The following is a 24,790-nucleotide window of genomic DNA, read 5'->3' as shown; positions in this document are numbered from 1 at the left end:
ATCCACCACAAGCCCGTATTTATCGGGATTTCGGTCACGCAAAAAGTCCGTGGAGCCGCCGCGCCGGGCCTGACATGGCGCTACGCGGCCGACGAGCACGCACCGAGCAGGGACGCTCGCCGACCGTACGCGCCGGAGCGGCGGCCGGCTTCGTCACCCCCCGGCAAGCTCGGCCTTGAGGCGGTCGGCGATGTCGGTCCTGAGGGCCTTCTTGTCGATCTTCCCGACCTTGGTCCAGGCGAGCTCCTCGACGACGACGAGCCGTTCGGGCAGCTTGAAGCGGGCGACCTCCGCGCTCTCCATCCGCGCCCGGATCTCCTCCAGCGTGACCGTCGCCCCGGCCCGCGGCACGACGTACACGCACACGCGCTCCCCGAGCACGGGGTCCGGCATGGCCACGGCGGCGACCTGGCTCACGGCGGGCAGCCGGTACACGAGGTTCTCGATCTCCTCGGCCGAGATCTTCTCCCCGCCCCGGTTGATCATGTCCTTGTCGCGGCCGGCCACCACGAGGTTGCCCTCGGGGGTGCGCAGGCAGATGTCACCCGTGCGGAACCAGCCCTCGCCCGTGAAGGAGCGGGCGTTGTGCTCCGCCGCCCGGTAGTACCCGCGAGGGGTGTACGGCCCGCGGGTGAGCAGCAGCCCCGGCCGGCCGTCCGGCACGTCCCGGTCCTGCTCGTCCACGATCCTGATCTCGTCGGCGGGGCAGAGGGGACGGCCCTGCGTGCCGCACACCGTCTCCACGGGGTCGTCGAGGCGGGTGAAGTTCAGCAGCCCCTCCGCCATGCCGAACACCTGCTGCAACCTCGCCCCGAGCACCGGCTCGACCTGGCACGCCAGCTCGTCCGCGAGGCGGGCGCCGCCGACCTGGACGACCCGCAGGGTGGCGAGCTGCCCGGCGCCGTGCTGGGCGGCCCGCTCCAGCCAGCGGCCGGCGACCGCGGGCACCACCGCGGTGTGCGTGACGCCTTCCGCCTCGATCGTGGCGAAGGCCCGTACCGGCTCGGGCGAGGGCAGCATGACCACCCGGCCCCCGGCGAGCAGGACGCCCAGGATCCCTGGGCAGGCGAGCGGGAAGTTGTGCCCGGCGGGCAGGCTGACCAGGTAGACCGAGTCCTTCGTGACCCCGGCGACCTCGGCGCTGGCCCGGGCGTTGTAGGCGTAGTCGTCGTGGGTGCGGGCGATGAGCTTGGGCAGGCCGGTCGTGCCCCCGGACAGCAGGAAGACGGCCACGTCCCGGGAGGAGGGGGCGGGCAGGTCGAAGCCGGTCCGGCCGGTGGGCGGGCCGCACAGGGCCCGCAGGTCGACGCTTCCCGGCGCGACGTCGTCCCCGGCGACCAGCACCCGCCATCCGGCCCCGGTGGCGGCGCGCACGTCGGCCGCGAGGTCGTGGGCGAGCCGCTGGTGGTCGAAGTCCCTGCTCCGGTCGGGGACGGCGATCGCCACCGCCTCGGCGTGCACGGCCAGATACGTCAGCTCGGCCCGGCGATGGGCGGGCAGCGCCATCACCGGCACGATGCCCGCGCGCAGGCACGCCAGCAGCAGGACGACGAACTCCCACGAGTTGCCCAGCTGCATGACGATCCGCTCGCCCGGCGCGATGCCGAGCTCGCGCAGGCGCACGGCGGCGGCGTCGGCGCGATCGGCCAGCTCGCCGTACGTGAGGCGCAGCCCCGGCCCGTCGACCAGCGCGATGGCGTCCGGATGGCGGTCGGCGGCCTCCCGCAGCAGGGTGCCGATCGCGACCCCGGCCCAGTAGCCCTGCTCGGTGAAACGGGTGACGTCGGCGTCGGGCCAGGGCACGGTGTGCTCAGTGATCGGGGTGGGCATCGTCGGCCTTCCTGGTGAGGATGACGGCGTCAAGCGCGATCAGACCTCGCCGCGTGAGCCGGAGCGGATTGACCTCGATCTCGTCCAGGAGCGGGTTGGCGACGAGCAGGTCGCCGAGCCTGGAGACGATCGTGCCGAGGTCGTCGGGGTCGAGGACGGGGCCGCCGCGCCACCCGGCGAGCAGGGCCCGCCCGGCCAGTTCGGCCGCCATGCCGGCGGCTTCGCCGGGAGACAGCGGGGCGAGCCGGACGGCGACGTCGGCCAGGGCCTCGGCCACCGTGCCGCCCAGCCCGACGAGCACCACGGGCCCGAAGACGGGGTCGCGCCGCGCGCCGACGACCAGATCGATCCCGGCCGGCGCCATGGCCTCCACCAGGTAGCGGCGCGCGCCCGCCGCGTCCAGGGCGTCGAGCGCGGCGTCCAGGCCGGCGGAGGTGGACACGCCCAGGTGCACGCCGCCGATCTCCGTCTTGTGCAGGACGTCGGCGTCCAGCAGCTTGACGGCGACCGCCGTCCCGAGGGAGTCGAAGGCGGCGTGGGCGGCGGCCCGGTCCGCGCAGGCGTGGCGGGGCATGGTGGCCACGCCCAGCCGTCCGAGCAGGGCCTTGCCGGTGTGCTCGTCGTACCGGGCGGCCGGGACGGCCGGCGCCTGCCAGGGGGCGGAGGCGGCCGGGCGGGCCGTCCGCGCGCGGGCGTCGGCCAGCAGCGCGGCGGTGGCGGCGGCGACGCCGCGGGCGTCGGCGGCCACCGGGACGCCCGACTCGCGCAGGGCCATGCGGTCGCGGACGACGGCGTCGCCCGTGCCCGCCAGCCCGAGGACGACGGGAACGCCCCCGGCCAGGCCCTCGGTGACGGCGGCGACGACGTCGACCGCGTCCGGTTCGTGCAGGACGTACCCCGCGATGACGTGGACGCCGGGGTCGGCCCCGGTGGCGGCGAGCACCGCGCCCAGCTCGGGCCCCGGACGGCCGGTGTCCACCGGATTGCGCTGGAAGGTCAGCGGCGGCAGCAGCCCGGCCAGGGTCTCCCGGGTGCCGGGAGCGAGCTCGGGCACCCGGATCCCGCGTCCGCGCAGGTCGTCGAGGAGCAGCAGGCCCGGACCCGCCTGGGCGGTCACGACACCCACCCCCGGATCGGCGCACGGGCGGGCCCGCGTCACCGCGAGCGCGCCGACGGCGTCGACGAGTTCGCGTTCGTCGTCCACCAGGACCGCCCCCGCCTGGGCCAGCGCGGCGCGCGTGGTGCGCCAGGAGGTCGCCAGCGCCCCCGTGTGCGAGGCGGCGAAGGCCCCGACGTCGTGGCGGCCGACGACCAGGGCGACGACCGGCCGGGTCGCGGTGAGGCGGCGCACGCTCTCGACCAGCCGGGGCCCGTCCGCCACCGACTCCACGTGCAGCGCGACGGCGGTGGTGCGGGGGTCGCCGGCGAGGTGGTCGAGGACGTCGGGGGCGGTGACGCCGGCCGCGTTCCCGAGGCCGACGGCGAGACTGACGCCGTGCCCCGCCTCGGTCAGCGCGAACGCCAGGGCGTGGTTGACGCCGCCGCTGGCGGCCACGACGGCGACGGAGCCCGGCCGCACCCGGTGGGCGCCGGGGACGAAGCTGGCGGTCAGCCGCGCGTGCGGGGCGAGGAAGCCGCTGGTGTTGGGGCCGAGGAGGCGCAGGCCCGAGTCCCGGGCGATGGCGGCGAGCCGTCGCTGGTGCTCGATCCCGGCGCCGCCCGCCTCGGCGAACCCGCCGCCGCACACGACGGCGGCCCGCACGCCCGCCTCCGCCGCCTCGGCGAGCACGCCGGCGCAGGCCGCGGCGGGCACGCAGAGCAGCGCGAGATCGACGGGCCCCGCCGCGGCGGCGGCGCCGACGGACGGGTGCATGGCGTCGTCGCGTGCGTTCACCAGTGCCAGGAACCCGCCGAAACCGGACAGCGAACGGGCCATGGCGGCGCCCAGTTTGCCGGGGTCCCGGGACGCGCCGACCACCGCGACACCCCGCGGCCCGAACAACGGGCCCAGGTCGCCCATGAGAGCACCCGGACCGGGTCCGAGGCCGTCCACGCGAGCACGCGGACCGGATCCCAGGCCGTCCACGAGAGCACTCCGATCGGAGCCGAGGCCGTTCATGACAGCACTCCGACCAGGTCGGCGCGGCCGGAGAGCACCGTGGTCAGGGCGCGGTCGCGGTCGGGTTCCGGTTCGATCAGCAGTGCGGGCAGTCCCGCGCGCATCCGTGCCTCCTCGCACAGCCGGGTACGGGTCAGGGCCGTGCCGCCGTGCACCGCGACCAGGGTCGCCCCGGCCGCCGCGAATCCGGACAGGTCGGGCAGCCCGTCCTCGGTGTCCGGCGCCTCCACCAGGGCGCCCCACGCGCCGGGCAACGGCGTCGCGGAGAGCGGCAGCTCGTTCCTCCCCCGGACGGCGGCGGGCGCGCCGTCCGCGCCGGGCAGGACGTCGAGCAACCGGCCGGACGCCGACCACCCGGCGGCCTCGAAGCCCGTCTCCAGGGGCGCTGCGCCGTGCAGGTCCCGCCACCGGCGATGGGCCGACGCCACGAACCCCGGCGCGCGTCTGGCCAGGCGCGCGTCGGAGATGCTGCGGGACAGGAAGTGGTAGGCGAACTGCCACGGCTCCAGGGCGTCGTGGTAGCCGCCGAAGCTCTCCCACCAGGCGAGGCTGGGCCGCGCCGAGTCCTGGATGTGCCGGACCGGCGGCTGCGCGGCCCGCTCGTAGCTCGCGAGCGCGGCGGCCAGGTCGCCGGGGTGCCCGGCCAGCGCGCGCGCGAGCGCGACGGCGTCCTCCATGGCCATCTTGGTGCCCGAGCCGACGGAGAAGTGCGCGGTGTGCGCGGCGTCGCCGAGCAGCACGACGGGCCGCGGGGCCGTCGTGTGCCAGTGGCGGGTGCGGCGGGTGCGGAAACTGGCCCACCGGGAGTTGTTGGTGAGCAGCCGGCCGCCCTCGATGTGCTCGGCGAACAGCGTCTCCAGGTACGCCTTGGAGCGCAGGTCGCTCACGCCGGGCGGCCGGCTCTCGTCGAAGGCGTCGAGACCGGCCCGCCGCCAGGACGCCTCGTCGGTCTCCACGATGAACGTCGACATGGCGCCGGAGATCGGATACCCGTGCACCGCGAAGACGCCGTCGGGGCCGCGTTCGTGGACGAAGGTGAGCCCGTCGAAGAGGTGGTCGGTGCCGAACCAGATGAACTTGGCCGCGGCGGTCTCCACCTGGGAGCCGAGGCCGGGGCCGAGTTCCTCGCGGATCCGCGAGGAGGCCCCGTCGGCGGCCACCACCAGGTCGTAGCCGGCCAGGTCGGCGAGCCCCACCTCGGTGGAGAACCGCAGGTCCGCCCCGACCGCGCGGGCCCGTTCCTGCAGGAGCAGGAGGAGCGTGCGCCGGACGACCGCGGCCATGCCGTTGCCGCCGCACCTGATCCGCTCGCCCTTCAGCCGGACCTCGATGTCGTCCCAGTGCCTGCCGTGCTCGGCCAGGGCCGCGCGCAGCACGGGGTCCGCCTCGTGGATCGCCTCCAGGGTGCGGTCGGAGAAGACCACCCCGAAGCCGAAGGTGTCGTCGGCGCGGTTGCGCTCGAAGACGGTCACCTCGGACGACGGGTCCGCCTGCCGGATCAGCGCGGCGAAGAACAGCCCGCCGGGCCCGCCGCCGGCCACCGCGATGCGCATGGCCCGCTACTCCTTGGTCGCCGGGCCGAGGATCCGGCCGAGCACGGCGCCCAGCGCCGCCTCCGGATCGTCCGCCATCGACGCCGACCGCCAGGCCACCATGTGGTCGGGACGGACCAGGAGCACCCCGTCGTCCCCGACCTCGGACAGGGCGCGGTAGTCGCCGTAGCTGTCCTCGTAGTCGCAGCCGCGGCCGATCGACCGCACCCGGACGGGCACGCCCAGCCGCTCGGAGACGCGCTCGGCCGCCTCCCGCCAGGCCGCGCCGCCGATGCCGGTGAGCAGGGTGAACCGGCCCCGCCCGCACAGGTCGAAGGTTGAGACGCGCTGCTGGTCCCTGGTCAGCCACACGTGCGGCAGGTGGCGTCCCGGACGGGTGGAGGCGAAGTAGTAGACCTCCTCGTCCCGCGGCGCGGGCTGCTCGGGCGTGCCGTCGGGCACGATCGCGCCGGACGTGTAGTGCTGGTTGGTCTCGACGCCGTGCGTGTTGAAGCACATGATCGTGGCCTGCATCGCGGCGTCGAACGCCTGCCGCCGCTCGCCGCCCTCGGCCGTCGGCGGCAGCAGGCCGTCGAGGGCGGCGCGCAGCTCCTCCGCGCCGGAGGCGGGCGGCAGGCGCAGCGCCATGAAGAGCTGCGGCATCAGCCCGTCGCTGCGCTTGGCGCGCTGGACGATCTGCCTGGCGACCGGCAGCCGCTCGTCCCGGTAGCTGTCGAGCAGCGCCGGGGCGGCCTCGCCGCGCACCACCATGGCCAGCTTCCAGCACAGGTTGTAGCTGTCCTGGATGGAGGTGTTGGAGCCGAGGCCGTTCATGGGCGAGTGCCGGTGCACGGCGTCGCCGACGCAGATGACCCGGCCCGCCATGTTGTCGGTGGCGTAGACGTCGTTGACCGCCCAGGTGGAGATCGACTCGACCTTCACCGGCACCTGGTCGTCGCCGATCAGCTGGCGGGCGATGCGGACGCCGTCCTCCTCGGTGAGCGTGGGCTGACCGGCCTCGACGTCGTAGCCCCACACGCCGACCCACTTGGTCCACGGGCGCACCATGCGCAGCACGCCGATGCCGTTGCCGTCATGACCGACGCCCGGCTGGACGAACCAGTACATGTCACCCGGACGGTGTTCGACGAAGCGGGTGAGGTCCGCCTCGAACACCACGTTGATCGAGCCGCCGAGCCCCATCTTGCCGACCAGCGGCAGGCCCGCCTGCGCGGCGACGGTCGAGTTGCCGCCGTCCGCGCCGATCAGATACTTGCTGCGGATGCCGTACTCCTGGCCGGTCAGCCGGTCCTTGACCAGGGCGGTCACGCCGTCGTCGTCCTGCGTGAAGGTCAGCAGCTCGGTGTTGAAACGCACCGACGACCCGCGCGCGGCGGCCGCGTTGACCAGGATGGGCTCCAGCACGTGCTGCGGCAGGTCGCACACCGAGCACGGGCTGGCGAGGTCGTGCTCGGCCTTGAAGTGCGGGTGGGTGTACCACGTGCGCAGGCGGCCGAGCTCCTGGCCGGCGAGGCTGGTGGCGTACACGTGCTCGCCCATCAGGTGCTGCGGGGTGGCGTACCTGGTCACCTCGCCCTCCAGCCCGAGGTCGCGCAGCACCTCGACGCCGCGCTGGTTGGTGATGTGCGCGCGAGGCGTGTTCGAGACCCCGGCGTACTTGTTGAGCACCACGTTGGCGATGCCGTACGTCGAGAGCAGCGCCGCGGCGGTGGCGCCCGCCGGGCCGGCGCCGACGATCAGCACGTCCGTCTCCACGACGGGGGTGGGGGTTTCCATGTCAATGGCTCCTAGAAGGGAGGGACGTCAGTGCCGGTGGCCCCAGAGGTCGGGACCGGGGATCTCGGTGACCTGCCAGGTCGCGTCGTCGATGAGCACGCCACCGCTGCCGAACTCGGTGTGCACGCCCACCGGGGACTCGGCGTAGAAGGAGAACATCTGGTCGTTGCTGTGCCGGCCGAGCGTCATGGTGACCGGGACGTCGCGGTCGAGCACCAGGTCGTAGGTGCGCCCGACCTGGTCCATGTCGGGGACCTCCAGCATGAAGTGGTGCAGGAACGGCTGGTGGATGCCGAAGAACGGGCCGTCCACGAAGGCGATGCTGTGGTGGCGCGGGTTCGTGTGCAGGAACGTGGCCTGGAACGGCCTGCGCATCGTGTCGCTGATCTTGAAGCCCAGGACGTCGGTGTAGAACCGCTGCTGGGCCGCCACGTCCGGGCTGGCCAGCACCACGTGGCCGAGGCCGAGGTCGCCCGTGACGAACCGCTCGATGTCGCGCGCCGAGGTGAACTGCCCCTCGCCCGCCGAGGCCCCGTGGAACAGCTCGACCCGGTTGCCGGCGGGGTCGAGGAAGTGCGCCATGCCGGCCACGCGGCGGATCTCCAGCTCGCGCTGGGTCGCCTGGCAGGCCACGACGCCGTGGTCGCTCAGCTCGTCGAGCGCGGCGCTCAGCGCGCCGGCGTCGGCGACCTCCCAGCCGTAGTAGGCGCCGCCGTCCTGCTCGCCGGCCTCGACGGTGATGCGGTGGTGCACGTCGTCGATGCGGAAGTGGGTGGCGCCGTCCTCCCCCGCGACCCGTTGCATGCCGAGGATGTCCGTGGCGTAGGCGGTGAAGGCGTCCGGCTCGCGCGCGGACAGGCCGAGGTAGCCGAGCTGCTTGATGTCCATGCCTGATGTCTCCTGTCGTACGAGGTCAGAACGCGTCGGTGAGGAAGCCCCGCAGCAGCGCCGCGTACTCGGCGGCGCGCTCGATCTGCACCCAGTGGCCGCAGTGCGGGAAGATGTGCAGCTGCGCGTTGGGCAGGTGCTGCTGGAGGAAGACGCTGGAGTCGGGGGTGACGAACCGGTCCTCGCGGCCGTGCACGACGAGGAACGGGTGCGGCATCCGGCGCAGCGCCGACGGCGGCACGGCCATCTCGGCGGGCGAGGAGGAGAAGAAGCGCTCGAAGGAACGCCGCACCTCGGGCCGCATGACCTCCTGGTAACGCGTCTCGGTGATCTCCGAGATCGACGTGCCGAGCGCGTCCTCGTCGTAGACGAACCACTTGGTGAGGTTCTCCAGGGCGCTGATCGTCGGGTCCTTGTAGAAGGACACCATCCGCATGACCTCGGGCGTCGGCTGCGAGTGCCCGCCCGCGCTGCCCATCAGGGAGATCCGGGCGAAGCGCTGCGGCGCCGTCATCACCAGGTGCATGGCCAGGGCGCCGCCCATCGAGTTGCCGACCAGGTGCGCCCGCTCGACGCCGCGGGCGTCCATCAGGGCGAGCACCTGCTCGACGCGCATGCGCATCCAGCCGGTCAGGCTGCCCGGCATGTCCTCGGGATGGTCGGTGCGGCCGTAGCCGACGAGGTCGGGAGCCAGCACGTGGTAGTCGTCGCCGAGGGCGGGCATGAAGCCGCTCCAGTTGGACACCGCGTTGGCGCCGGGGCCGCCGCCGTGCAGCAGGATCACGGTCTCGCGGTTGTCGTCGCCGCTTTCCAGAAAAAACGTGGAATAGCCGTTGGTCTCGACGGTGCGCTCGGTCACTGGAATGGGTTCCTTCCCGTGCTGTACGGGCATTGCCCGGCATGATCTGTTGATCGGGCGGACGGCTGTGATCGGCCCGCGCGGCGACGGCGGGGCTTGCCACCCGCACCCCTCGCATTGCTAACTTGTGCGCTGTCGCACCACCGTAGACGGACACCACGTTGATGCGCTTCGTACGATCTGTCGTTAGTTGTCGGCGCCGATCCGACGCTGTGTCGCAGGAGAGGAGCAACCCCGGTGAGCCTTGATGACGCCGTGCAAGATCTGGCCGATCGCCTGGGCGTCGCGCTCGTGGTGGTCGATCAGGACCTGAGGATCGCGGCGTTCAGCGTCCACGACACCGACGCGCGGCTCGCCCGGCTGGCCCGGTTGCTCGCCGGCTCGACCGCCCCGCTGACGAAGCCGCTGGTGGAGCAGCATCGGCTGCGCCAGGCCAGGCACGGCGTGCGGGTCCCCCAGGACGACGGCGAGCTGGTCGTGCTGCCGTTGCGCCATGAGCAGCAACTGCTCGGCTACGTCTATTACGTCGAGGACCGGGAGGCGCCGCGCGCCGACGACCTGGCGCTGCTGGAATCGGCCGCGCCGGAAATGGGCGCGCTGCTGTCGCTGCGCATCTCCGACCGCCGGCACGGCACCGAGAATTCCCGGCAGCTGCTCGCGGAATTGCTCGGAGAATCGCCGGAGAAACGCGCGGAGGCGGCCGGGAAACTCGTGCGGGACAATCTCATCGACGATGTCGAGCATTATTCGGTGCTCGTTCTCCGGGCCCCCGACTCGGCGCCCAGATCCATTACCCGGCTGGCCGTCGAGGCGACTCTTGAATTCACCACGAGATCGACTACGGTGAAAATCGTCGGCGCCGTTCTCGGGGCCGAAGGAATTGTTCTCTTCCCGCGTCCGGTGAATCGCGACAGGCTCGAACGCGCGCTCGCCGGGCCGGGTCTGGAGGCGGTCGTGGCGGGCGTGGGCGGCGTGCAGCCGTCGCTGGCGCAGGCGGTCGAGTCCTACCACGAGGCCCGGCTCGCCCAGCGTGCCTCGCGCCTCGATCCGCAGCGGTACGGCAAGCGCGTCTTCTGGGACGAGCTCGGCCTCGACCGCCTGTTCCTGCAACTACCGCTCGACCGGCTGACGCCGAGCCAGTTCCCCGACGGAGTGCGGCGCCTGCTGGACGCGCCGCACGGCGTCGAGCTCGCGGCGACGCTGGAGGGCTACCTCGACAGCGGCGGCGAGATCCAGAGCGCGGCGCGGCGGCTGCGCATCCACCGCAGCACGCTCTACTACCGGCTCGACCGCATCCGCGAGGTCATCGGCTGCGACATCACGGACGGGTCGATCCGCCTGGAGCTGCACGCCGGTCTCCGCATCGCCCGCCTCGCCGGCCTGTGGCCGCACGAATGAGCCCGGCGGCGCGATGGGCGCCGCCGGGCGCCCGTCCGCCCGACCTCATCAGGGGAGCGTCATGAGCCTCGACCACACCCGAGCGACCCGGCTGTGCCCGGTGAACGACCTGGACGACCGTCTGCGGGCCGCGGTCACGGAATACGCCGGGCAGCAGCTGCTCGGCGACCTGGCGGAGACGGCCGACGTCTGCTGCGAGACCCGCAGCGTCCCCGTCCTGCCGCCGGGCCGCGGGCGGCGCGGCCTGCTGAGCGGGCTGTTCGGCGCGTCCAGGGCGGCCGGGCCGGAGGTCGGGCCGTTCACCACGGCGGCCGTCGTCACGCCGGGCGTGATCGTGATCGCCACCGTCACCGACCGGGGCACGCAGGTGCGGCTGGGCGCCAGGCTGGCGGACGTCTCGCTGCACGTCGCGGACCCCGCGCTGTACGGGCGGGCCACGGGGGTCGACGTGCAGGCGCGGTGGTTCGGGTCGTCGGAGGCGAGCTCGTACCTGCTGCCGCTCGACACCGGGCCGGCCGGGCAGGCGTTCCTGGCCCGGCTGCGCGAGCTGACCGCCGCGGCCCGGCACAGCTGAGCAGTCAGGCGCGGCCCGTGCCCGCCTCGTCGCCGGAGCGGGCCCCGGTCAGTCGTCGAGGGCCTGGTAGAGGGTGGTCCAGAAGTCGTTCATCAGGTGGGCGGGGTTCGGGACGGAGTAGCCGAGCTGGCAGAGCAGGATGCCGGTGAGCCCGTTGACCGGGTCGGCGTAGGCCGAGGTGCCGCTGCCGCCGTCCCAGCCGAACTGGCCGACCGGGGCGTAGTCACCGCGGTAGGTGCGCACCGCCATGCCCATGCCCCAGCCGCCCTGCTGTCCCTGGCCGAAGGAGATGTGCACGTTGTTCCTGGCCAGGGCGGTACGGGCGTCGTTCTGCTGCGGAGTGAGCCGGTTGGTGGTCATCAGCTCGACGGCGGGCCGGGACAGGACGCGGGTGCCCTGGTGGGTGCCGCCGTTGAGCAACATCCGGAAGTAGGCGTGGTAGTCGTCGGCCGTGGAGACCAGGCCGCCGCCGCCCCCCTGGAACGCCGGCGGCTTGCTCCACCGTCCGCCCTCGGGCTCGTCCCAGACGAGGAACTCGCCGGTGACCGGGTCGGGGGCGTACAGGGCGGGCAGCCGGTCGAGCTGGTCGGCGGGCACGTGGAAGCCGGTGTCGGTCATGCCGAGCGGTTCGAAGACGCGCTCGCGCAGGAACTCCTCGAACGGCCGGCCGGTGACCCGGGAGACGAGCACGCCGACCAGGTCGCTGCTGATCTGGTACTGCCACTGCTCTCCCGGCTGGTACATCAGTGGCAGCTCGCCCAGGCGGCGCATCCACTCGTCCGGCTCGGGCATCTCGACCGGCAGGTTCGGGGTGAGGCCCCGCTCGAAGATCGCGTTCATGATCGGCTTGCCCAGCGCGGTGAAGTCCATGCCGAGCCCGAAGGTGGAGGTCAGCACGTCCCGCACGGTGATCGGCCGGTGGGCCGGGACGGTGTCGTCCAGCGGCGCGCCGGGGCTGGTGAGCACGCGCCGGTCGGCCAGCTCGGGCAGCCACGGGTCGACCACGTCGTCCAGCCGCAGCCGGCACTCGTCCACCAGCACCATGGCCGCCGCGATCGAGACGGGCTTGGACGTGGAGGCCATCCGGAAGACGGTGTCGCGGCGCATGGGTGCGCCGCCGTCGTGCCGCATCGTGCCGATCGCCTCGACGTGCGTCTCCTCGCCGCGGCTCACCAGGGCGACCAGGCCCGGGATCCGCCCCGAGTCGACGTGCCGGGCCAGCACCTCGCGCAGCCTGCGCAGCCCCTGCTCGGAGAAGCCGTTCCCGCCGATTGCCATGATCGTGTCTCCTTGTCGCGGTGGTCGATCCGCCGGATCCGTCACCGGTCCGGCGGCCATGCGTAGACCCTCGCGGACAGCCCTGACACCGAGCCGTCACCGCACTGACACCGCCGCTGACACGACCGTTGCCGGCATGCCGATGCCGCCGGGGTGAGCCGGCGGCATCGACGTGAGCCGTGGTGAGCGGTGACGCTAGCGCTTGACGGAGACCAGCCGGTCCACGGCGAACGGGACGATCTGCGGCTGCGCCGCCGTCGTGCGCGCCGCGCTCTGACCGCAGAGCCCCAGCAGCAGGTGGTCGACGGCGGCGTAGTCGATCGGGCTGATCACGATGTTGCCGTTCTCGTCCAGGCTCTGGTACTTCGTGCGGTTGACGCCCATGGAGAGCTGGCGGGCGCCGTCCGGGCTGGTGTAGGAGTCGGTGGCCATGCCGAAGACGCCGCCGCTGTGGCCCCAGAACCGTCCGCACGGCAGGTCGGTGGCGTAGATGCCGAGGCCGTAGGCGTCCGACACGCCGGCCACGGGCACGGTCTTCTGCATCTCGGCCAGCTCGGCCGGGCCGATCAGCCCGCCGCGCAGCAGCACCCGGTAGAACTGGTTGAGGTCCTCCATCGTGGACACGACGGCGCCCGCCGTGGTGATCCACGACATGTTGTAGACGCTGTAGTCCTTGGGCGGGTCGATGAAGCCGAACATCGACTCGTACGCCTTGGAGTGCGGGCCGGGGATGACCGGCGTGCGCGGGAAGGACGTGTGCCGCAGCCCCGCCTTGCGGATGACGTTGCGGGTGATGTACTGCTCGGCGTTCTCGCCCGTCACCTTCTCCAGGAGCAGGCCGGCGATCAGGTAGTTGGTGTTGGAGTAGATCCCCGGCGTGGCGCCCGGCTCGCCGGTGGGCGTGGCGGCCAGGCCCAGCTCGACCAGCTCCCGGCGGGAGAAGGTGCGGAAACGGTTGTCGTCGAGGCTCTCGAACGTGCCCTGGAGCAGCGAGGGGAAGGCCGGGCCCACGTGGTCGGCGATGTGGCTCGTGTGGTTGAGCAACATCCGCACGGTGATCTTCTGGCCGCGCTCGCCCGGCACCACGTCGGGCAGGTAGCGGGCGATGGGGGCGTCCAGTTCGACGGCGCCGCGGGCCACCTGCTGGAGCAGGGCCACCGCGGTGAACGTCTTGGTGATGCTGCCGACCCGGTGCGCCATGCCGGGGCGCACGGGGCGCTTCGTGGCGACGTCGGCCACGCCGGAGGCGCCCCGCCAGCTGCGCTCGCCGTCTCGGACGGTCGAGTAGATGCCGTACATGCCGGCCTCGTGCACGGCGTCCAGCGACTGCCGCAGCGCCTGCCGGTCGAGGCCGGTCTCCCGAGCCGGGGCGGCCTGGGCGGGGCTGGCCGCCAGCACCATCCCGGCGGTCAGGACGACGGCCGAGGCGTTCTTTCCAAGCGTCCGGATGTTCATGGCGTAAGCATGATCCGAACGCGGTTCCGCGGTCAGTCGCGGCTGTCATCGGCTCACCATGACAGGAGTCATGAACCGTCCCGCCGCCCGTGCCGACGGGCGGGCACGTCAGGACGCTCGGCGGGCCTGTGCGAGGCCGCGGACCAGCTCGGCGAGCGTTCCCTCGTCGGAGCCGAACGTGATGCGGACATGCGTGTCGGGAGCGTGCATGTCGGCGCCGCGCACGGTCGCGATGCCGTTCCGCAGGAGTGCGCGGTCGATGGCGGCCGGGGTCTCACCGAGGCATGAGCAGTCGGCGAGCAGGAAGGCGCCGCCCGTGGGCCGTACGGGCGGGGGGAAGCCGCTGGCGGCGAGGCCGTCGCAGACGAGGTCGCGCTTGGCCTGGTAGGTGGAGAGCGCCAGGTCGAGCCAGTCGCGTGGGCCGGTGAGTGCGGCGACCGCGGCCCGCTGCGGAACCACTCCGCAACACACCGCCTCCCACTCGAAGCGGCGGTTGAGCGCGTCGATGACGGGTGGCGGCGCCAGGACGTAGCCGAGCCGCCAGCTCGCCAGCGCGTAGTACTTGCTGAGGCTGGTGACGGTGACCAGGTGCGGCCAGCGGTCGGCGAATGCCTCCACCGGGTGGTAGCGGTGGCCGTCGTACGTGAAGTGCTGCCATGAGTCGTCGGAGATGACGAGGAGCCCGTGGCGGGCGGCGAGGTCGACCACGGCCGCGAGGGTCGCGGCGTCGGGGAGGTAGCCCGTCGGATTGGTCGGATTGCACAGCAGCACGGCCCGGCTGCGGCTGGTGACGGCGGCCTCGATGCCGGCCAGGTCGAGCGCCCAGCCGTCGCTCTCGCGGGACGGGACGCCGACCGGCGTGGCGCCGGCCTCGCGGATGGCGCCGTCGAAGAAGTAGGTGGGGGTCGGCACGATCACCTCGTCGCCCGGCGCGAGCACCGTGCGCAGCACGAGGGAGAGCCCCTGCATCGCTCCGTGGGTGATCAGCAGGCGGCGCTCGGGATCGACGCGCAGGCCGTGCTCGCGCTCCAGTTCGGCGGCGATCGCGGCGCGCAGCTCCGGCAGGCCGCGGGTGTCGCGGGGGTCGGGCAGGTCCATCGCGCCCGCCACCGCCCGCCGTACGTGCTCGGGCATGGGCAGGATCGGGGCGCCGACGAGCGGGAGCATCCGCACACCGTCGCGTGCGCCGCGCTCCGCGCGGGCGCGGGTGCTCATCGCCCCCAGCGCCGGGAAGTCGCTCGCGGCGGGAAGGGACCAGGAGTTTCGCTGCATGGAACGAAGCATCGCATACTGAGATATCAACAACAAGAATAAATATCTCTATCCGAGGCGGGACGGCCGAGCTGCTGTATCAACGCTGAGAATTGGTATTCTGGCGCGATGTCCGACATCCATGGCGTGGTCAGCGGAACGCCGCACATCCCCGCGCTGCTGCTGGTCGGCACGGACGAGACCGGCCTCGACCGCACGAGCCAGGCCTACCGGGCGATCAGGCGCCAGATCATCGATCTGACCCTGCCGCCCGGCAGCAGTTTCACCGAGACGTCGCTCGCCGAGCAATGGCGGATCAGCAAGACGCCGGTGCGCGAGGCGCTGGCCCGGTTGCGGCGCGACGGGCTCGTGACCGCGCTTCCGCGCGCGGGCTACGTCGTCAGCCCGATCACGCTGCAGGACACCGACGCCCTGTGCGCCCTGCGGACGCTGCTGTCCGGCGAGGCGGCCGCCGCCGCGGCGCGTCTCGGAGTCACGGCGCCGGCGCTCGAACGGCTCGAAGCGCTGTCCAAGGTGCCCATCGCGCTCGCGGCGGGCGAAGTGGAACAGGAGGAGTCGCTCCAGGCCGGCATCGAGTTCGAGGGCATCATCGCCAACTTCAGCGGCAACCCTCGCCTCGGCAAGGCCATCGTCGACGTGCTCGACGAACTGGAACGGGTTCTGCGCATGGCCGCGTTGATCGATCCCGGCATCGCGAGCCCGCCCGGCGAGCTGGGGGCCGTCTACGAGGGGCTGCGCGCGCGTGACGTGGACGCCGCCCGGGACGCGATGCGCGCGCGGTGCGAGCGCGTGCGCCGCGACCTGCTGCAGGTGCTGGCGAAGAGCACGTCGGTGAGCCGGGCGCACATCGAGCTGCCCGGGTCGCGCCCGCGGGCGTAGCCCGCGCCGGGCCGGGGTGGGCCGGGCGGGGGCCGGGCCTCCGGGGTGCGGCGCGAGGCCGGTCGGAGGCCGGGCCGTCCGGTCAGACCGCCGTCGGGAAGGAGAGGTCGCCGCGGTGGCGCGGGCCGTCCTCCCGCTCCTCCGGCCACCGGCTGGTGACGGCCTTCGCGCGCGTGTAGAACGCGACGCCCTCCGGACCGTGCATGTGGTGCGCGCCGAACAGCGACTGCTTCCAGCCGCCGAACGAGTGGAACGCCATGGGCACCGGGATCGGCACGTTGACGCCGATCATCCCGACCTGCACGGAGCGCTGGAAGAGGCGCGCCGCGTGGCCGCCCCTGGTGAAGATCGCCGTGCCGTTGGCCAGGTTGTTGCCGTTGATCAGGTCGATCGCCTCGTCGAGCGAGCCGACCCGCACGACGACGAGCACCGGGCCGAAGATCTCGTCGCGGTAGACGTCCATCTCGGGCGTGACGTGATCGAACAGCGTCGGCCCGACGAAGAAGCCGTCGCCCTCGATGTCGAGCTTGCGCCCGTCCACGACGAGGTCGGCGCCTGCGGCGACGCCGGAGTCAATGTAGCTTCCGATCCGTTCCAGCGCCTCCGCCGACACGACAGGCCCCATCTCGGACCCGGCCTCCAGCCCCGGTCCGACCTTGATCGCCTGCGCCTTCTCGCGCATCAGCTCGACGAGCGGCTCGGCCACGTCGCCGACCGCGACGGCGACCGAGATCGCCATGCAGCGCTGGCCCGCCGAGCCGTACCCGGCCGCGACCAGATGCTCGGCGGCGTGGTCGAGGTCGGCGTCGGGCAGCACGACGGCGTGGTTCTTGGCGCCGCCGAGCGCCTGGACGCGCTTGCCCCCCGCGGTCGCGCGCTCGTACACGTACCGCGCGACCGGCGTCGAGCCGACGAACGACACGCCGTCGATGTCCGGATGGTCGAGGATCGCGTCGACCGCGACCTTGTCGCCGTGGACGACGTTGAAGACGCCGTCGGGCAGACCGGCTTCGGCGTAGAGATCGGCGATGAGGTTGGCCGCCGACGGATCGCGTTCGGAGGGTTTGAGCACGAACGTGTTGCCGGTCGCGATCGCGATCGGATGCATCCACAGCGGGACCATGGCGGGAAAGTTGAACGGCGTGATCCCGGCGCAGACGCCGAGCGGCTGCCGGAACGAGAACAGGTCGACGTCGGTCGAGACCTGGTCGGAGTACTCGCCCTTGAGCAGGTGCGGGATCCCGCAGGCGAAGTCGATCACCTCCAGGCCGCGGACGAGCTCGCCTCTGGCGTCGTCGAGGACCTTGCCGTGCTCGGCGGAGACCAGCCGCGCGAGGTCGTCGAGGTGCTTGTCGACCAGCTCGCGGAAGGCGAACATCAAGCGCGAGCGCCGCATGACCGAGGTGTCGGCCCAGCCCGGCAGGGCGGCACGCGCGGCCCGTACCGCGGCGTCCACGTCGGCGGGCTCGGCCAGCAGCACGTCGGCCTGACGCGCGCCGGTCGCGGGGTTCCATACCGGGGCGGTGCGGCTCGACCGGCCGGCGGTCTCGCGGCCGTCGATCCGGTGCCGGATCATCCTGACTGTCCCTGTGCTCACAGAAAGCTCACCTTCTCGTGGGGTGCTGGTTGCGGGTGTTCGGCAGCGCGTCAGACGATCAGGTCGCCGCCGTTGATGTCGATGGCCGCCCCGGTGATGTACGCCGCGCGGTCCGAGGCGAGGAAGGCGACGAGCTCGGCGACCTCCCAGGGCTGCCCGACGCGGGGCACCGGGAACGACCGGGTGGCGCGTTCGAGCGCCGCTCCGGGCAGCAGCGCGCGGGCCATCGGGGTGTCGATGAGTCCCGGGCAGACGGCGTTCACCGTGATCCCGTCGGGCCCGTAGTCCTTCGCCAGGTGCCGGGTGAGCCCGAGGACGCCGTGCTTGGCCGTCGTGTAGTGGGCGCCGCCCGCGGTGCTGATGGTCTTGCCGGCGGTGGAGGAGAAGTTGACGATGCGGCCCCAGCTCCGGGCGCGCATCGCGGGAAGCGCCTGCCGGCAGCACAGGGCCGTCCCGAGCACGTTGACCGCCAGCACCTGGTTCCACTCGGCCCGGGTGATCTCCTCGAACGGGGTCGGCGGTGCGACGCCCGCGGCGTTGACCAGGATGTCCAGCCGCGACAGCTCCGCCAGCAGCGCGGCGAACGCCCGCTCGACCTGGTCGCCGTCCGTGACGTCCACCGCGAGCGACCGGACGCGGTCCGCCGGCACGGCCAGCGTCGCCGCCAGCTCTCCCGGGCCGGGCGCGGCCAGGTCGAACACCGCGACGGTGGCGCCGCGGCGGGCCAGCGCGTGTGCCGCGGCCAGGCCCATGCCGCGGGCCCCGCCGGTCACGATCGCGACCCGGCCCGCCAGCTCGCGGCCGTCGGCGCTGGTCGGCGCCCGCAGCCCCTCGGCGGTGCTCATGAGCCGGCCAGGACGGCACGCGCGCGGCCGAAGGCGGCCGCCGCCCGTTCGAGCTGGCCGGCGGTGTGCGCGGCCGAGACCTGCACCCTGATCCGCTCCTCGCCGGCCGGGACGACCGGGTGGGAGAGCGCGAAGGCGAGCACGCCCTCGCGGCGGAGCGCCGCCGCCACGTCGCGGGCCAGCGTGCCGCCGCGCAGCATCACGGGGATGATCGGATGCTCCCCCGGCGGCACCTCGTAGCCGAGGTCGCGCAACGCCCGGCGCAGCCAGGCGGTGTTGGCGGCCAGGCGTTCCCGCAGGTCGGGACGCCGTCGTGCGATGCGGATCGCCGCCAGCGCCGCCCCGGCCAGCGCGGGGGCCATGGCGTTGGTGAAGATGTAGGGCCGCGAGACCTGGCGCAGCGTCTCGACCAGCGCGCGGTCGCCCGCGACGAAGCCGCCGGCCGCGCCGCCCAGTGCCTTGCCGAGCGTCCCCGTCAGCACGTCGACGCGTCCCTTCAGTCCGAAGTGCTCGGCGGTGCCGCCGCCGGTCGTGCCCAGCACCCCCGTGGCGTGCGAGTCGTCGACCACGAGCACCGCGTCGTGGCGTTCGGCCAGCTCGCAGAGCCGGGGCAGCGCGGCGACGTCGCCGTCCATGCTGAAGACGCCGTCGGTGACGATGAGGCGGTGGCGCGCGCCGGCGAACTCGATGAGGTGGCGTTCGAGCTCGTCGAGGTCGGCGTGGGCGAAGACGCGCCGCCGGGCCCTCGTGAGGCGGATGCCGTCGATCAGGCTGGCGTGGTTGAGCGCGTCGCTGAGGACGACGTCCTGCGGGCCGAGCAGGGCGTCGAAGAGGCCGAGGTTCGCGTCGAAGCAGGAGTTGTGGAGCACGGCGTCCTCGGCGCCGACCAGCTCGGCGATGCACGCCTCCAGCTCGCCGTGGACGGCCCGGGTGCCGCAGAGCACCCGGCCCGCCGCCACCCCGAGCCCCGTCTCGCGCAGCGCCCGCCGGGCCGCGTCGAGGACCTCCGGGTCGCCGGCGAGCCCGAGGTAGTCGTTGGAGGCGAAGTTCACCAGCCACTCGCCGTCCACGCCGAGCGCCGGCCCCTGGGGGCCCGAGACCACGAGGTCGCGGCGCAGTCCGGTGGTCGCCCGGCGTTCGTCGAGCTCGGCCCGGAGCCGGTGCAGCAGCGCGGCGTTCACGCCCTGCCTCCCTGCCGGTCGGCGGCGGTCATGACAGGCTCCCGTCCAGCCGCTCCATCCGGCGTCCCGCGGTGAGCAGGACGGCCAGCCCGGCGGCCATGATGATCGCGATGGCCAGCAGCGCGTACGTGAAGCTGCCGGTCGCGGACGCGATCGTCCCGGTGAAGTAGGGACCGATGAATCCGCTGACGTTGCTGACGGAGTTGATCAGGGCAATGCCGGAGGCGGCGGCCGCCTCGGTCAGGCCGATCGCCGGGATCCGCCAGAACTGCGGCATCGCGGTGATGATCCCGGCGACGCTCAGGCAGACGGCGAGCACGAACAGCGTGCCGCTGCTGGTGAAGGTCGCCAGCAGCAGCCCCGCCGCGCCGAGCGCCATCGGGACGGCCGTGGCCGTGACCGCCGTCCAGCGCGCGGCCAGGCGAGCCCAGGTCAGGAGGGCGACCGCGGCCACCACGTAGGGGATCGCGGACAGCAGCACGCTGCTGACGTCGGCGGACTCACCGACGCTCTGCGTGAGGGACCTGATCATCGTGGGCAGGAAGAACTGCAGCGGATAGAGCCCGAACGCGATCGCGAACCACGTCACGGCCATCGCCCACACCCGGCCGCTGGTCAGCGCCTGACGCAGCCCGGTGAGCGCCCCGCGGGCGCGCTGTTCGGCGGCTTCGGCGGCCAGGACGTTCTCGATGGCGGCCTTCTCCTCGTCGTCCAGCCAGCGCGCGTCGGCCGGGCGGTTCGGCAGGAAAACGAAGATCAGGACGCTGACGACGACCGTCAGGATGCCCTCGACGAGGAACAGCGCCCGCCAGCCCGCGATGCCGAACAGGCTCTGGCCCCACTCCAGCAGTGCGGCGGCCAGCGGTGAGCCGATGATCGAGGACAGCGGGATCATCACGATGAAGGTCGACAGCGCCCAGGACCGCTGGCGGCGCGGGAACCAGAACGTCAGGTAGAGCAGGATCCCGGCGGCCAGACCGGCCTCGGCGAACCCGAGGAGGAGCCGCGCGGCGAACAGCGTGGCCGGGGAGTTCACGGCCGCGGTCGCCGCCGTGACCAGCCCCCACGTGATCATGATGCGGGCGATCCACTTCCGCGCGCCGAACCGGCTCAGCATCATGTTGCTCGGCACTTCGAACAGGACGTAGCCGATGAAGAACAGTCCGGCGGCCAGGCCGATCTGGCCGCTGCCGAGGCCCAGGTCACGGGACATGGGCGCGGCGATGTAACCGACGTTGGCGCGGTCGATGTAACTCGCCACGTAGGCGAGGCCGACCAGCGGCATGATCCGGACGCCCACCTTGCGCCAGGTGCGCGGTGAGACGGTGCTCGGTGGGGTCGCGACGGGTGAACTCATGGGGGGTTCCAATCGGTGTGGGGGGTGTGCGGCGGCTTCAGCGCGCCCGGCCTCGCAGCCTGGCGGTGGCGTCCCGGTCGATCACGCCGTCCGCGGTGATCACGACGCCGTAGTCCCGTTCGGCTCCCTCGTGGCTCACCTTGCCGTCGAGGACGTCTTCGAGGACCAGTTCAGGGATGCGTTCGAAGGGGACGCCGTGCCCGCCGCCGCCGGCGGTCACGTGCCGGTGGCGGGTCCCCGCGGTCATCTCGAAGTGCGGTTTGGACTCCAGCACCCGTTCACCGGGACCGCCGGGGTCGAGCATGTTGAGCGAGGGGGTTCCCGGCGCGCCGCCGGCCAGCCCGTACGGCAGGAACGTGCGCCGGTCGGACCTGATCTGCACCTTGGCCTCGGCCGCCAGCAGCGTCATGTCGCGGAAGGTCGCCAGGCCGCCGCGCCAGCGGCCCGCTCCGCCGCTGTCGGGGAGGTAGCCGTAACCGTCGATGCGCAGGTGACCGGAGCGTTCCAGCTCCTCGACCGGCGTGTTGGTCAGGTTCGCGCCCAGAGAGCTGATCCCGTCCACGCCGTCGCGGTCGGGACGCGCGCCCCACGCGCCCGCCAGCGGGTCCCACAACACCATGGACTCCCCGTCCGGCCCGACGAGGCCGATCGCGATCCCGTCAGGTCCGCCCTCCCCGGCGGCCGGCACCCGGGCGGGGAACACCGGGGCGAGCGCCCCGAGCACGGCGTCGATGATCCGGAAGCCGACGAGCCCGCGGGCGCCGCGCGCGGCCGGCCGCCGGCCGTTGAGGATGGAGGCTTCCGGGATGACGAAACTGAACGGCCGGTAGAAGCCGCTGTTGGCCGGGATGTCGGAGGCGAGCACGCCCTGCAGGGCGGCGTAGGCGGCCGAGCGGGTGAAGGAGGCCGTCGCGTTGAGCGCGGAGTCCACCTGCGGCGAGGAGCCGGTGAAGTCGAGCTCGATCCCCGACCCGGACAGCGTGACCTTGACGCGGATCGGGATCGGCCCGGCCCCCAGACCGTCGTCGTCGATGTGGTCGAGGAACTCGTAGGCGCCCGGGACGGCCTCGGCGAGCGCGGCGCGCAGCAGGGTCTCGGAGTAGTCGAGCAGCTCGTCGACGAGGGCGGCGAGCCCGTGGACGCCGTGCCGCGCCGCGAGGGCGCGCAGCCCCTCGGCTCCGGTGTGGCAGGCCGCGAGCTGGGATTCGAGGTCGCCGCGCAGCAGCTCGGGCTCGCGGACGTTGCGCAGGATCAGCCGCAGGAACGTCTCATTCACCGTGCCGGCCTCGACCAGGCACGACGGCGGGATCTGCACCCCTTCGGCGAAGATGCTGGTCGACTGCACGGCCATCGAACCGGCGGCCCACCCGCCGACGTCGGTGTGGTTGACGACCGTGACCGCGAAGCCCAGGAGGTCCTCCCCGGCGAACACCGGGGCGACCGCGAAGATGTCGGGCAGGTGCATGCCGCCCAGGGACGGGTCGTTGAGCAGGTAGACGTCTCCCGGACGGATCCGGTCGCCGAACTCGTCGAGGATCGCCTCCATCGCGTCCGGAATGGACCCCAGGTGCACCGGCAGGGTGTTGGCCTGGGCGATCACCCGGCCCCGCGCGTCGCACAGGGCGGCGGAGAAGTCCATGCTGGACGCCACGAGCTGCGAGTGGGCCGTGCGCAGGATCGTGATCGCCATCTCGTCGGCGATCCCGGTGACGGCGTTGCGGAAGACCTCGAAGGTCACGGCGTCGCGGATCATGAGGCGCTCCAGGTGATGACGATGTTGTTGAGCCGGTCGCGGTGCACCCGGGCGCCGGGCGGGACGAGGGTGGTGGCGTCCATGTCCTCGATGACCATCGGCCCCTCGACCGGTTCCGGGCCGAGATCCGACCGGCCCACGACGGGCGTGGGCACGGTCCGGTCGAACCGGCATTCGCGGACGGCGAGCTCGCCGCCGGGGGCGAGGGGCAGGCTCAGCACGTCCGCGATGGACACCTGGGTGGGGAGCCGGCCGCGTACCCGGAGGTTGACCAGCTCCACCAGCTCGTCCGTGCCGGCCCGGCCGTAGGTGCGCCGGTGCTCTGCGTGGAAGCGGGACCGCGTCTCGGCGAGCAGGTCCTCGGTGAGGTCGCCGTCGGGCACCCGGATCCGCAGTTCGAACCGCTGGCCGCGGTAGCGCATGTCCAGGAGCCGGTCCACGACGGCGTCGGCGCCGAGCTGGTCGCGTACGTGGGCGGACAGCCGGGCGAACTCCGCGGCGAGCGCGCCCACGTCGGCGAAGCCGGCCCGGTACGGGGTGAGCTCCTGGCGTTCGGTGTCGGCCACGAGCAGGCCCAGGCTGCTGAACAGTCCCGGGTGCACGGGCACGATCACGGTCGAGATCCCGAGTTCGCGGGCCAGCGCGGCGGCGTAGAGAGGGCCCGCGCCGCCGAAGGCGACCATGGTGGCCTCCCGCGGGTCACGCCCTCGTTCGCTGGTCACCGCCTTGACCGCGGTCGTCATGCTGGACACCGCCACCTGGTACGCGCCGCGCGCGGCGCCCGCCACGTCGTCGCCGAGCTGCTCGGCCACCGGTGACAACGCCTTCACGGCCAGCTCCGGGTGGATCGCCACCCGGCCGCCGGCCAGCGCGTCGGGGCTGAGGTAGCCGAGCGTCACGTTGGCGTCGGTGAGGGTCGGCAGCTCGCCGCCCTGGCCGTAGCAGGCAGGACCGGGACGCGAGCCGGCGCTGACCGGCCCCACGTGCAGGGCGCCCGCCGCGTCGACGGAGATGATGCTGCCGCCGCCGGAACCGACCTCGGCGATGTCGATCGACGGCGCCCGCACCGGATACCCGGCGCCGGAACTGAGACCGCGGGCGCCGTTCATGCCGCCGCCGACCTCGTAGTCGGCCGAGACGAACGGTTCGCCGTGCTCGATCAGGGACGCCTTCGCCGTGGTCCCTCCCATGTCGAACGCGACCACCGTGGACAGGCCGACCAGCTGGGCGAGCTTCTGCACGGCGGTGACGCCGGCCGCCGGGCCGGACTCGATGATCTGCACCGGCCGCCGCGCGACGGAGGCCGCGTCGAGCAGTCCGCCGCTGGACTGCATGACGAGCAGGGGCGCGCGCACCTTCGCCGAGCGCAGCCCCGCTTCCAGCCGGGTGAGGTAACCGTGCACGGTGGGGCCGACGTAGGCGTTGACCGTGGCGGTGCTCGTGCGCTCGAACTCGTGCGGCTGCGGGGAGACGTCGACCGACGCCGTGACGTACACGCCGGGCAGTTCGGCCTGCAGCAGTGCGGCGACCCGCCGTTCCTCGTCAGGGCGGACGTAGGAGTTGATCAGGCACACGGCCACCGCTTCGATGCCGTCCGCGCGCAGGCGTCCGGCCAGCGCGCGGATCTCGTCCTCGCTCGCCGGTGGGGCGAGCCGGCCGTCGGCCGTGATCCGCTGGTCGAGTTCGTGCCGGTCGCGTCGCCGGGCGAGGGGTTCGGGCTTGGACCATGACAGGTCGTAGAGCACCGGCCGGCGCAGCCGTCCGATCTCCAGCACGTCGCGGAAGCCGCGGGTGGTGACCACCGCGGTGCGCACGCCGTTCATCGACAGGATCGCGTTGGTGGCGACGGTCGTGCCGTGCAGCATCGCGACCACGGCCTCGGGCCGGGCACCGGCCAGGGAGAGCACGCCGGTGGTCGCCGCCACCACGCCCGCGCCGTAGTCGGGCGGGGTGGACAACACCTTCATGGGGACGACCTGGCCGTCCGGCCCCAGCGCGATGACGTCGGTGAAGGTGCCGCCGATGTCGGCGCCGACTCGCCAGCCGGACGGTCGAGGATCGTGACTGGGGGGCACTGGATCTCCTTCGTTCTACGGAGCGACTGGGATCACAGTACGAGTGGGTTGAGATATCAGCAATGCCTAGTTGTCATTTTTATGCGAGTCAGGTGATATGA

The 24,790-nt window shown here is 73.0% G+C and carries 18 protein-coding genes; 3 read left to right on the top strand and 15 right to left on the bottom strand.

The genetic code is table 11. The features are described 5' to 3' along the window. Window positions 1-153 precede the first annotated feature (153 nt). The 6 genes from ACFYUV_RS34970 to ACFYUV_RS34945 form a co-directional block, all read right to left on the bottom strand. Window positions 154-1,830, bottom strand: a complete 1,677-nt coding sequence (locus ACFYUV_RS34970; RefSeq protein ID WP_387676329.1) for a (2,3-dihydroxybenzoyl)adenylate synthase — start codon at window positions 1,828-1,830, stop codon at window positions 154-156. Further along, window positions 1,811-3,850: an acetate--CoA ligase family protein gene (locus tag ACFYUV_RS34965; protein WP_387676326.1), complete on the bottom strand. Its 2,040-nt coding sequence runs from the start codon at window positions 3,848-3,850 to the stop codon at window positions 1,811-1,813. Before ACFYUV_RS34965 ends, ACFYUV_RS34970 begins: the two co-directional genes overlap by 20 nt. A gap of 95 nt (window positions 3,851-3,945) precedes the next feature. Further along, window positions 3,946-5,502, bottom strand: coding sequence for an FAD-dependent monooxygenase (locus tag ACFYUV_RS34960; RefSeq protein ID WP_387676323.1), 1,557 nt, complete (start codon window positions 5,500-5,502; stop codon window positions 3,946-3,948). Window positions 5,503-5,508: 6 nt separating this feature from the next. Then, window positions 5,509-7,278: an FAD-dependent oxidoreductase gene (locus ACFYUV_RS34955; protein WP_387676320.1), complete on the bottom strand. Its 1,770-nt coding sequence runs from the start codon at window positions 7,276-7,278 to the stop codon at window positions 5,509-5,511. A gap of 27 nt (window positions 7,279-7,305) precedes the next feature. Beyond that, on the bottom strand, window positions 7,306-8,166 hold the full coding sequence (locus ACFYUV_RS34950) for a VOC family protein (protein ID WP_387676317.1): 861 nt from the start codon (window positions 8,164-8,166) through the stop codon (window positions 7,306-7,308). A gap of 25 nt (window positions 8,167-8,191) precedes the next feature. Next, window positions 8,192-9,025, bottom strand: a complete 834-nt coding sequence (locus ACFYUV_RS34945; protein ID WP_387676315.1) for an alpha/beta fold hydrolase — start codon at window positions 9,023-9,025, stop codon at window positions 8,192-8,194. A 237-nt stretch (window positions 9,026-9,262) separates the two neighbouring features. Between ACFYUV_RS34945 and ACFYUV_RS34940 the strand changes: the two genes are divergently transcribed. Both ACFYUV_RS34940 and ACFYUV_RS34935 read left to right on the top strand, forming a co-directional pair. Then, on the top strand, window positions 9,263-10,423 hold the full coding sequence (locus tag ACFYUV_RS34940) for a PucR family transcriptional regulator (protein ID WP_387676312.1): 1,161 nt from the start codon (window positions 9,263-9,265) through the stop codon (window positions 10,421-10,423). Window positions 10,424-10,484: 61 nt separating this feature from the next. Then, window positions 10,485-10,997 carry a hypothetical protein gene (locus ACFYUV_RS34935; RefSeq protein ID WP_387676309.1) on the top strand — a complete coding sequence of 171 codons (513 nt, stop codon included), beginning with the start codon at window positions 10,485-10,487 and terminating at the stop codon, window positions 10,995-10,997. Between the two features lie 48 nt (window positions 10,998-11,045). On the opposite strand, the gene ACFYUV_RS34930 is transcribed toward ACFYUV_RS34935, so the two are convergent. The 3 genes from ACFYUV_RS34930 to ACFYUV_RS34920 all read right to left on the bottom strand — a co-directional run bounded on the left by ACFYUV_RS34930 (window position 11,046) and on the right by ACFYUV_RS34920 (window position 15,002). Beyond that, complete coding sequence (locus ACFYUV_RS34930) at window positions 11,046-12,275, bottom strand: serine hydrolase domain-containing protein (protein ID WP_387676306.1); 1,230 nt, start codon at window positions 12,273-12,275, stop codon at window positions 11,046-11,048. A 195-nt stretch (window positions 12,276-12,470) separates the two neighbouring features. After that, window positions 12,471-13,730, bottom strand: a complete 1,260-nt coding sequence (locus tag ACFYUV_RS34925; RefSeq protein ID WP_387676303.1) for a serine hydrolase domain-containing protein — start codon at window positions 13,728-13,730, stop codon at window positions 12,471-12,473. A gap of 108 nt (window positions 13,731-13,838) precedes the next feature. Further along, window positions 13,839-15,002 carry a pyridoxal phosphate-dependent aminotransferase gene (locus ACFYUV_RS34920; RefSeq protein ID WP_387676300.1) on the bottom strand — a complete coding sequence of 388 codons (1,164 nt, stop codon included), beginning with the start codon at window positions 15,000-15,002 and terminating at the stop codon, window positions 13,839-13,841. A gap of 108 nt (window positions 15,003-15,110) precedes the next feature. Between ACFYUV_RS34920 and ACFYUV_RS34915 the strand changes: the two genes are divergently transcribed. Then, a complete protein-coding gene (locus ACFYUV_RS34915; RefSeq protein WP_387676297.1) occupies window positions 15,111-15,881 on the top strand; it encodes a GntR family transcriptional regulator in 771 nt (256 codons plus the stop codon). A gap of 82 nt (window positions 15,882-15,963) precedes the next feature. On the opposite strand, the gene ACFYUV_RS34910 is transcribed toward ACFYUV_RS34915, so the two are convergent. The 6 genes from ACFYUV_RS34910 to ACFYUV_RS34885 form a co-directional block, all read right to left on the bottom strand. After that, complete coding sequence (locus ACFYUV_RS34910; protein ID WP_387676629.1) at window positions 15,964-17,457, bottom strand: CoA-acylating methylmalonate-semialdehyde dehydrogenase; 1,494 nt, start codon at window positions 17,455-17,457, stop codon at window positions 15,964-15,966. Between the two features lie 71 nt (window positions 17,458-17,528). Beyond that, entirely contained in the window at window positions 17,529-18,323 is a 795-nt protein-coding gene (locus ACFYUV_RS34905; protein ID WP_387676294.1) for an SDR family NAD(P)-dependent oxidoreductase, read from the bottom strand. Continuing rightward, on the bottom strand, window positions 18,320-19,504 hold the full coding sequence (locus tag ACFYUV_RS34900) for a glycine C-acetyltransferase (protein ID WP_387676292.1): 1,185 nt from the start codon (window positions 19,502-19,504) through the stop codon (window positions 18,320-18,322). The genes ACFYUV_RS34905 and ACFYUV_RS34900 overlap by 4 nt, the downstream gene beginning before the upstream one ends. A gap of 28 nt (window positions 19,505-19,532) precedes the next feature. Further along, a complete protein-coding gene (locus ACFYUV_RS34895; RefSeq protein WP_387676289.1) occupies window positions 19,533-20,861 on the bottom strand; it encodes an MFS transporter in 1,329 nt (442 codons plus the stop codon). Between the two features lie 37 nt (window positions 20,862-20,898). After that, on the bottom strand, window positions 20,899-22,614 hold the full coding sequence (locus ACFYUV_RS34890; RefSeq protein ID WP_387676286.1) for a hydantoinase B/oxoprolinase family protein: 1,716 nt from the start codon (window positions 22,612-22,614) through the stop codon (window positions 20,899-20,901). After that, a complete protein-coding gene (locus tag ACFYUV_RS34885; RefSeq protein WP_387676283.1) occupies window positions 22,611-24,689 on the bottom strand; it encodes a hydantoinase/oxoprolinase family protein in 2,079 nt (692 codons plus the stop codon). Before ACFYUV_RS34885 ends, ACFYUV_RS34890 begins: the two co-directional genes overlap by 4 nt. Window positions 24,690-24,790: the final 101 nt, after the last annotated feature.

This window comes from Nonomuraea sp. NPDC003560, assembly GCF_042878785.1.
Classification (GTDB): domain Bacteria; phylum Actinomycetota; class Actinomycetes; order Streptosporangiales; family Streptosporangiaceae; genus Nonomuraea.
The sequence above is the reverse complement of the archived record's forward strand: the minus strand, read 5'-3'. Positions and strand labels throughout refer to the sequence as shown.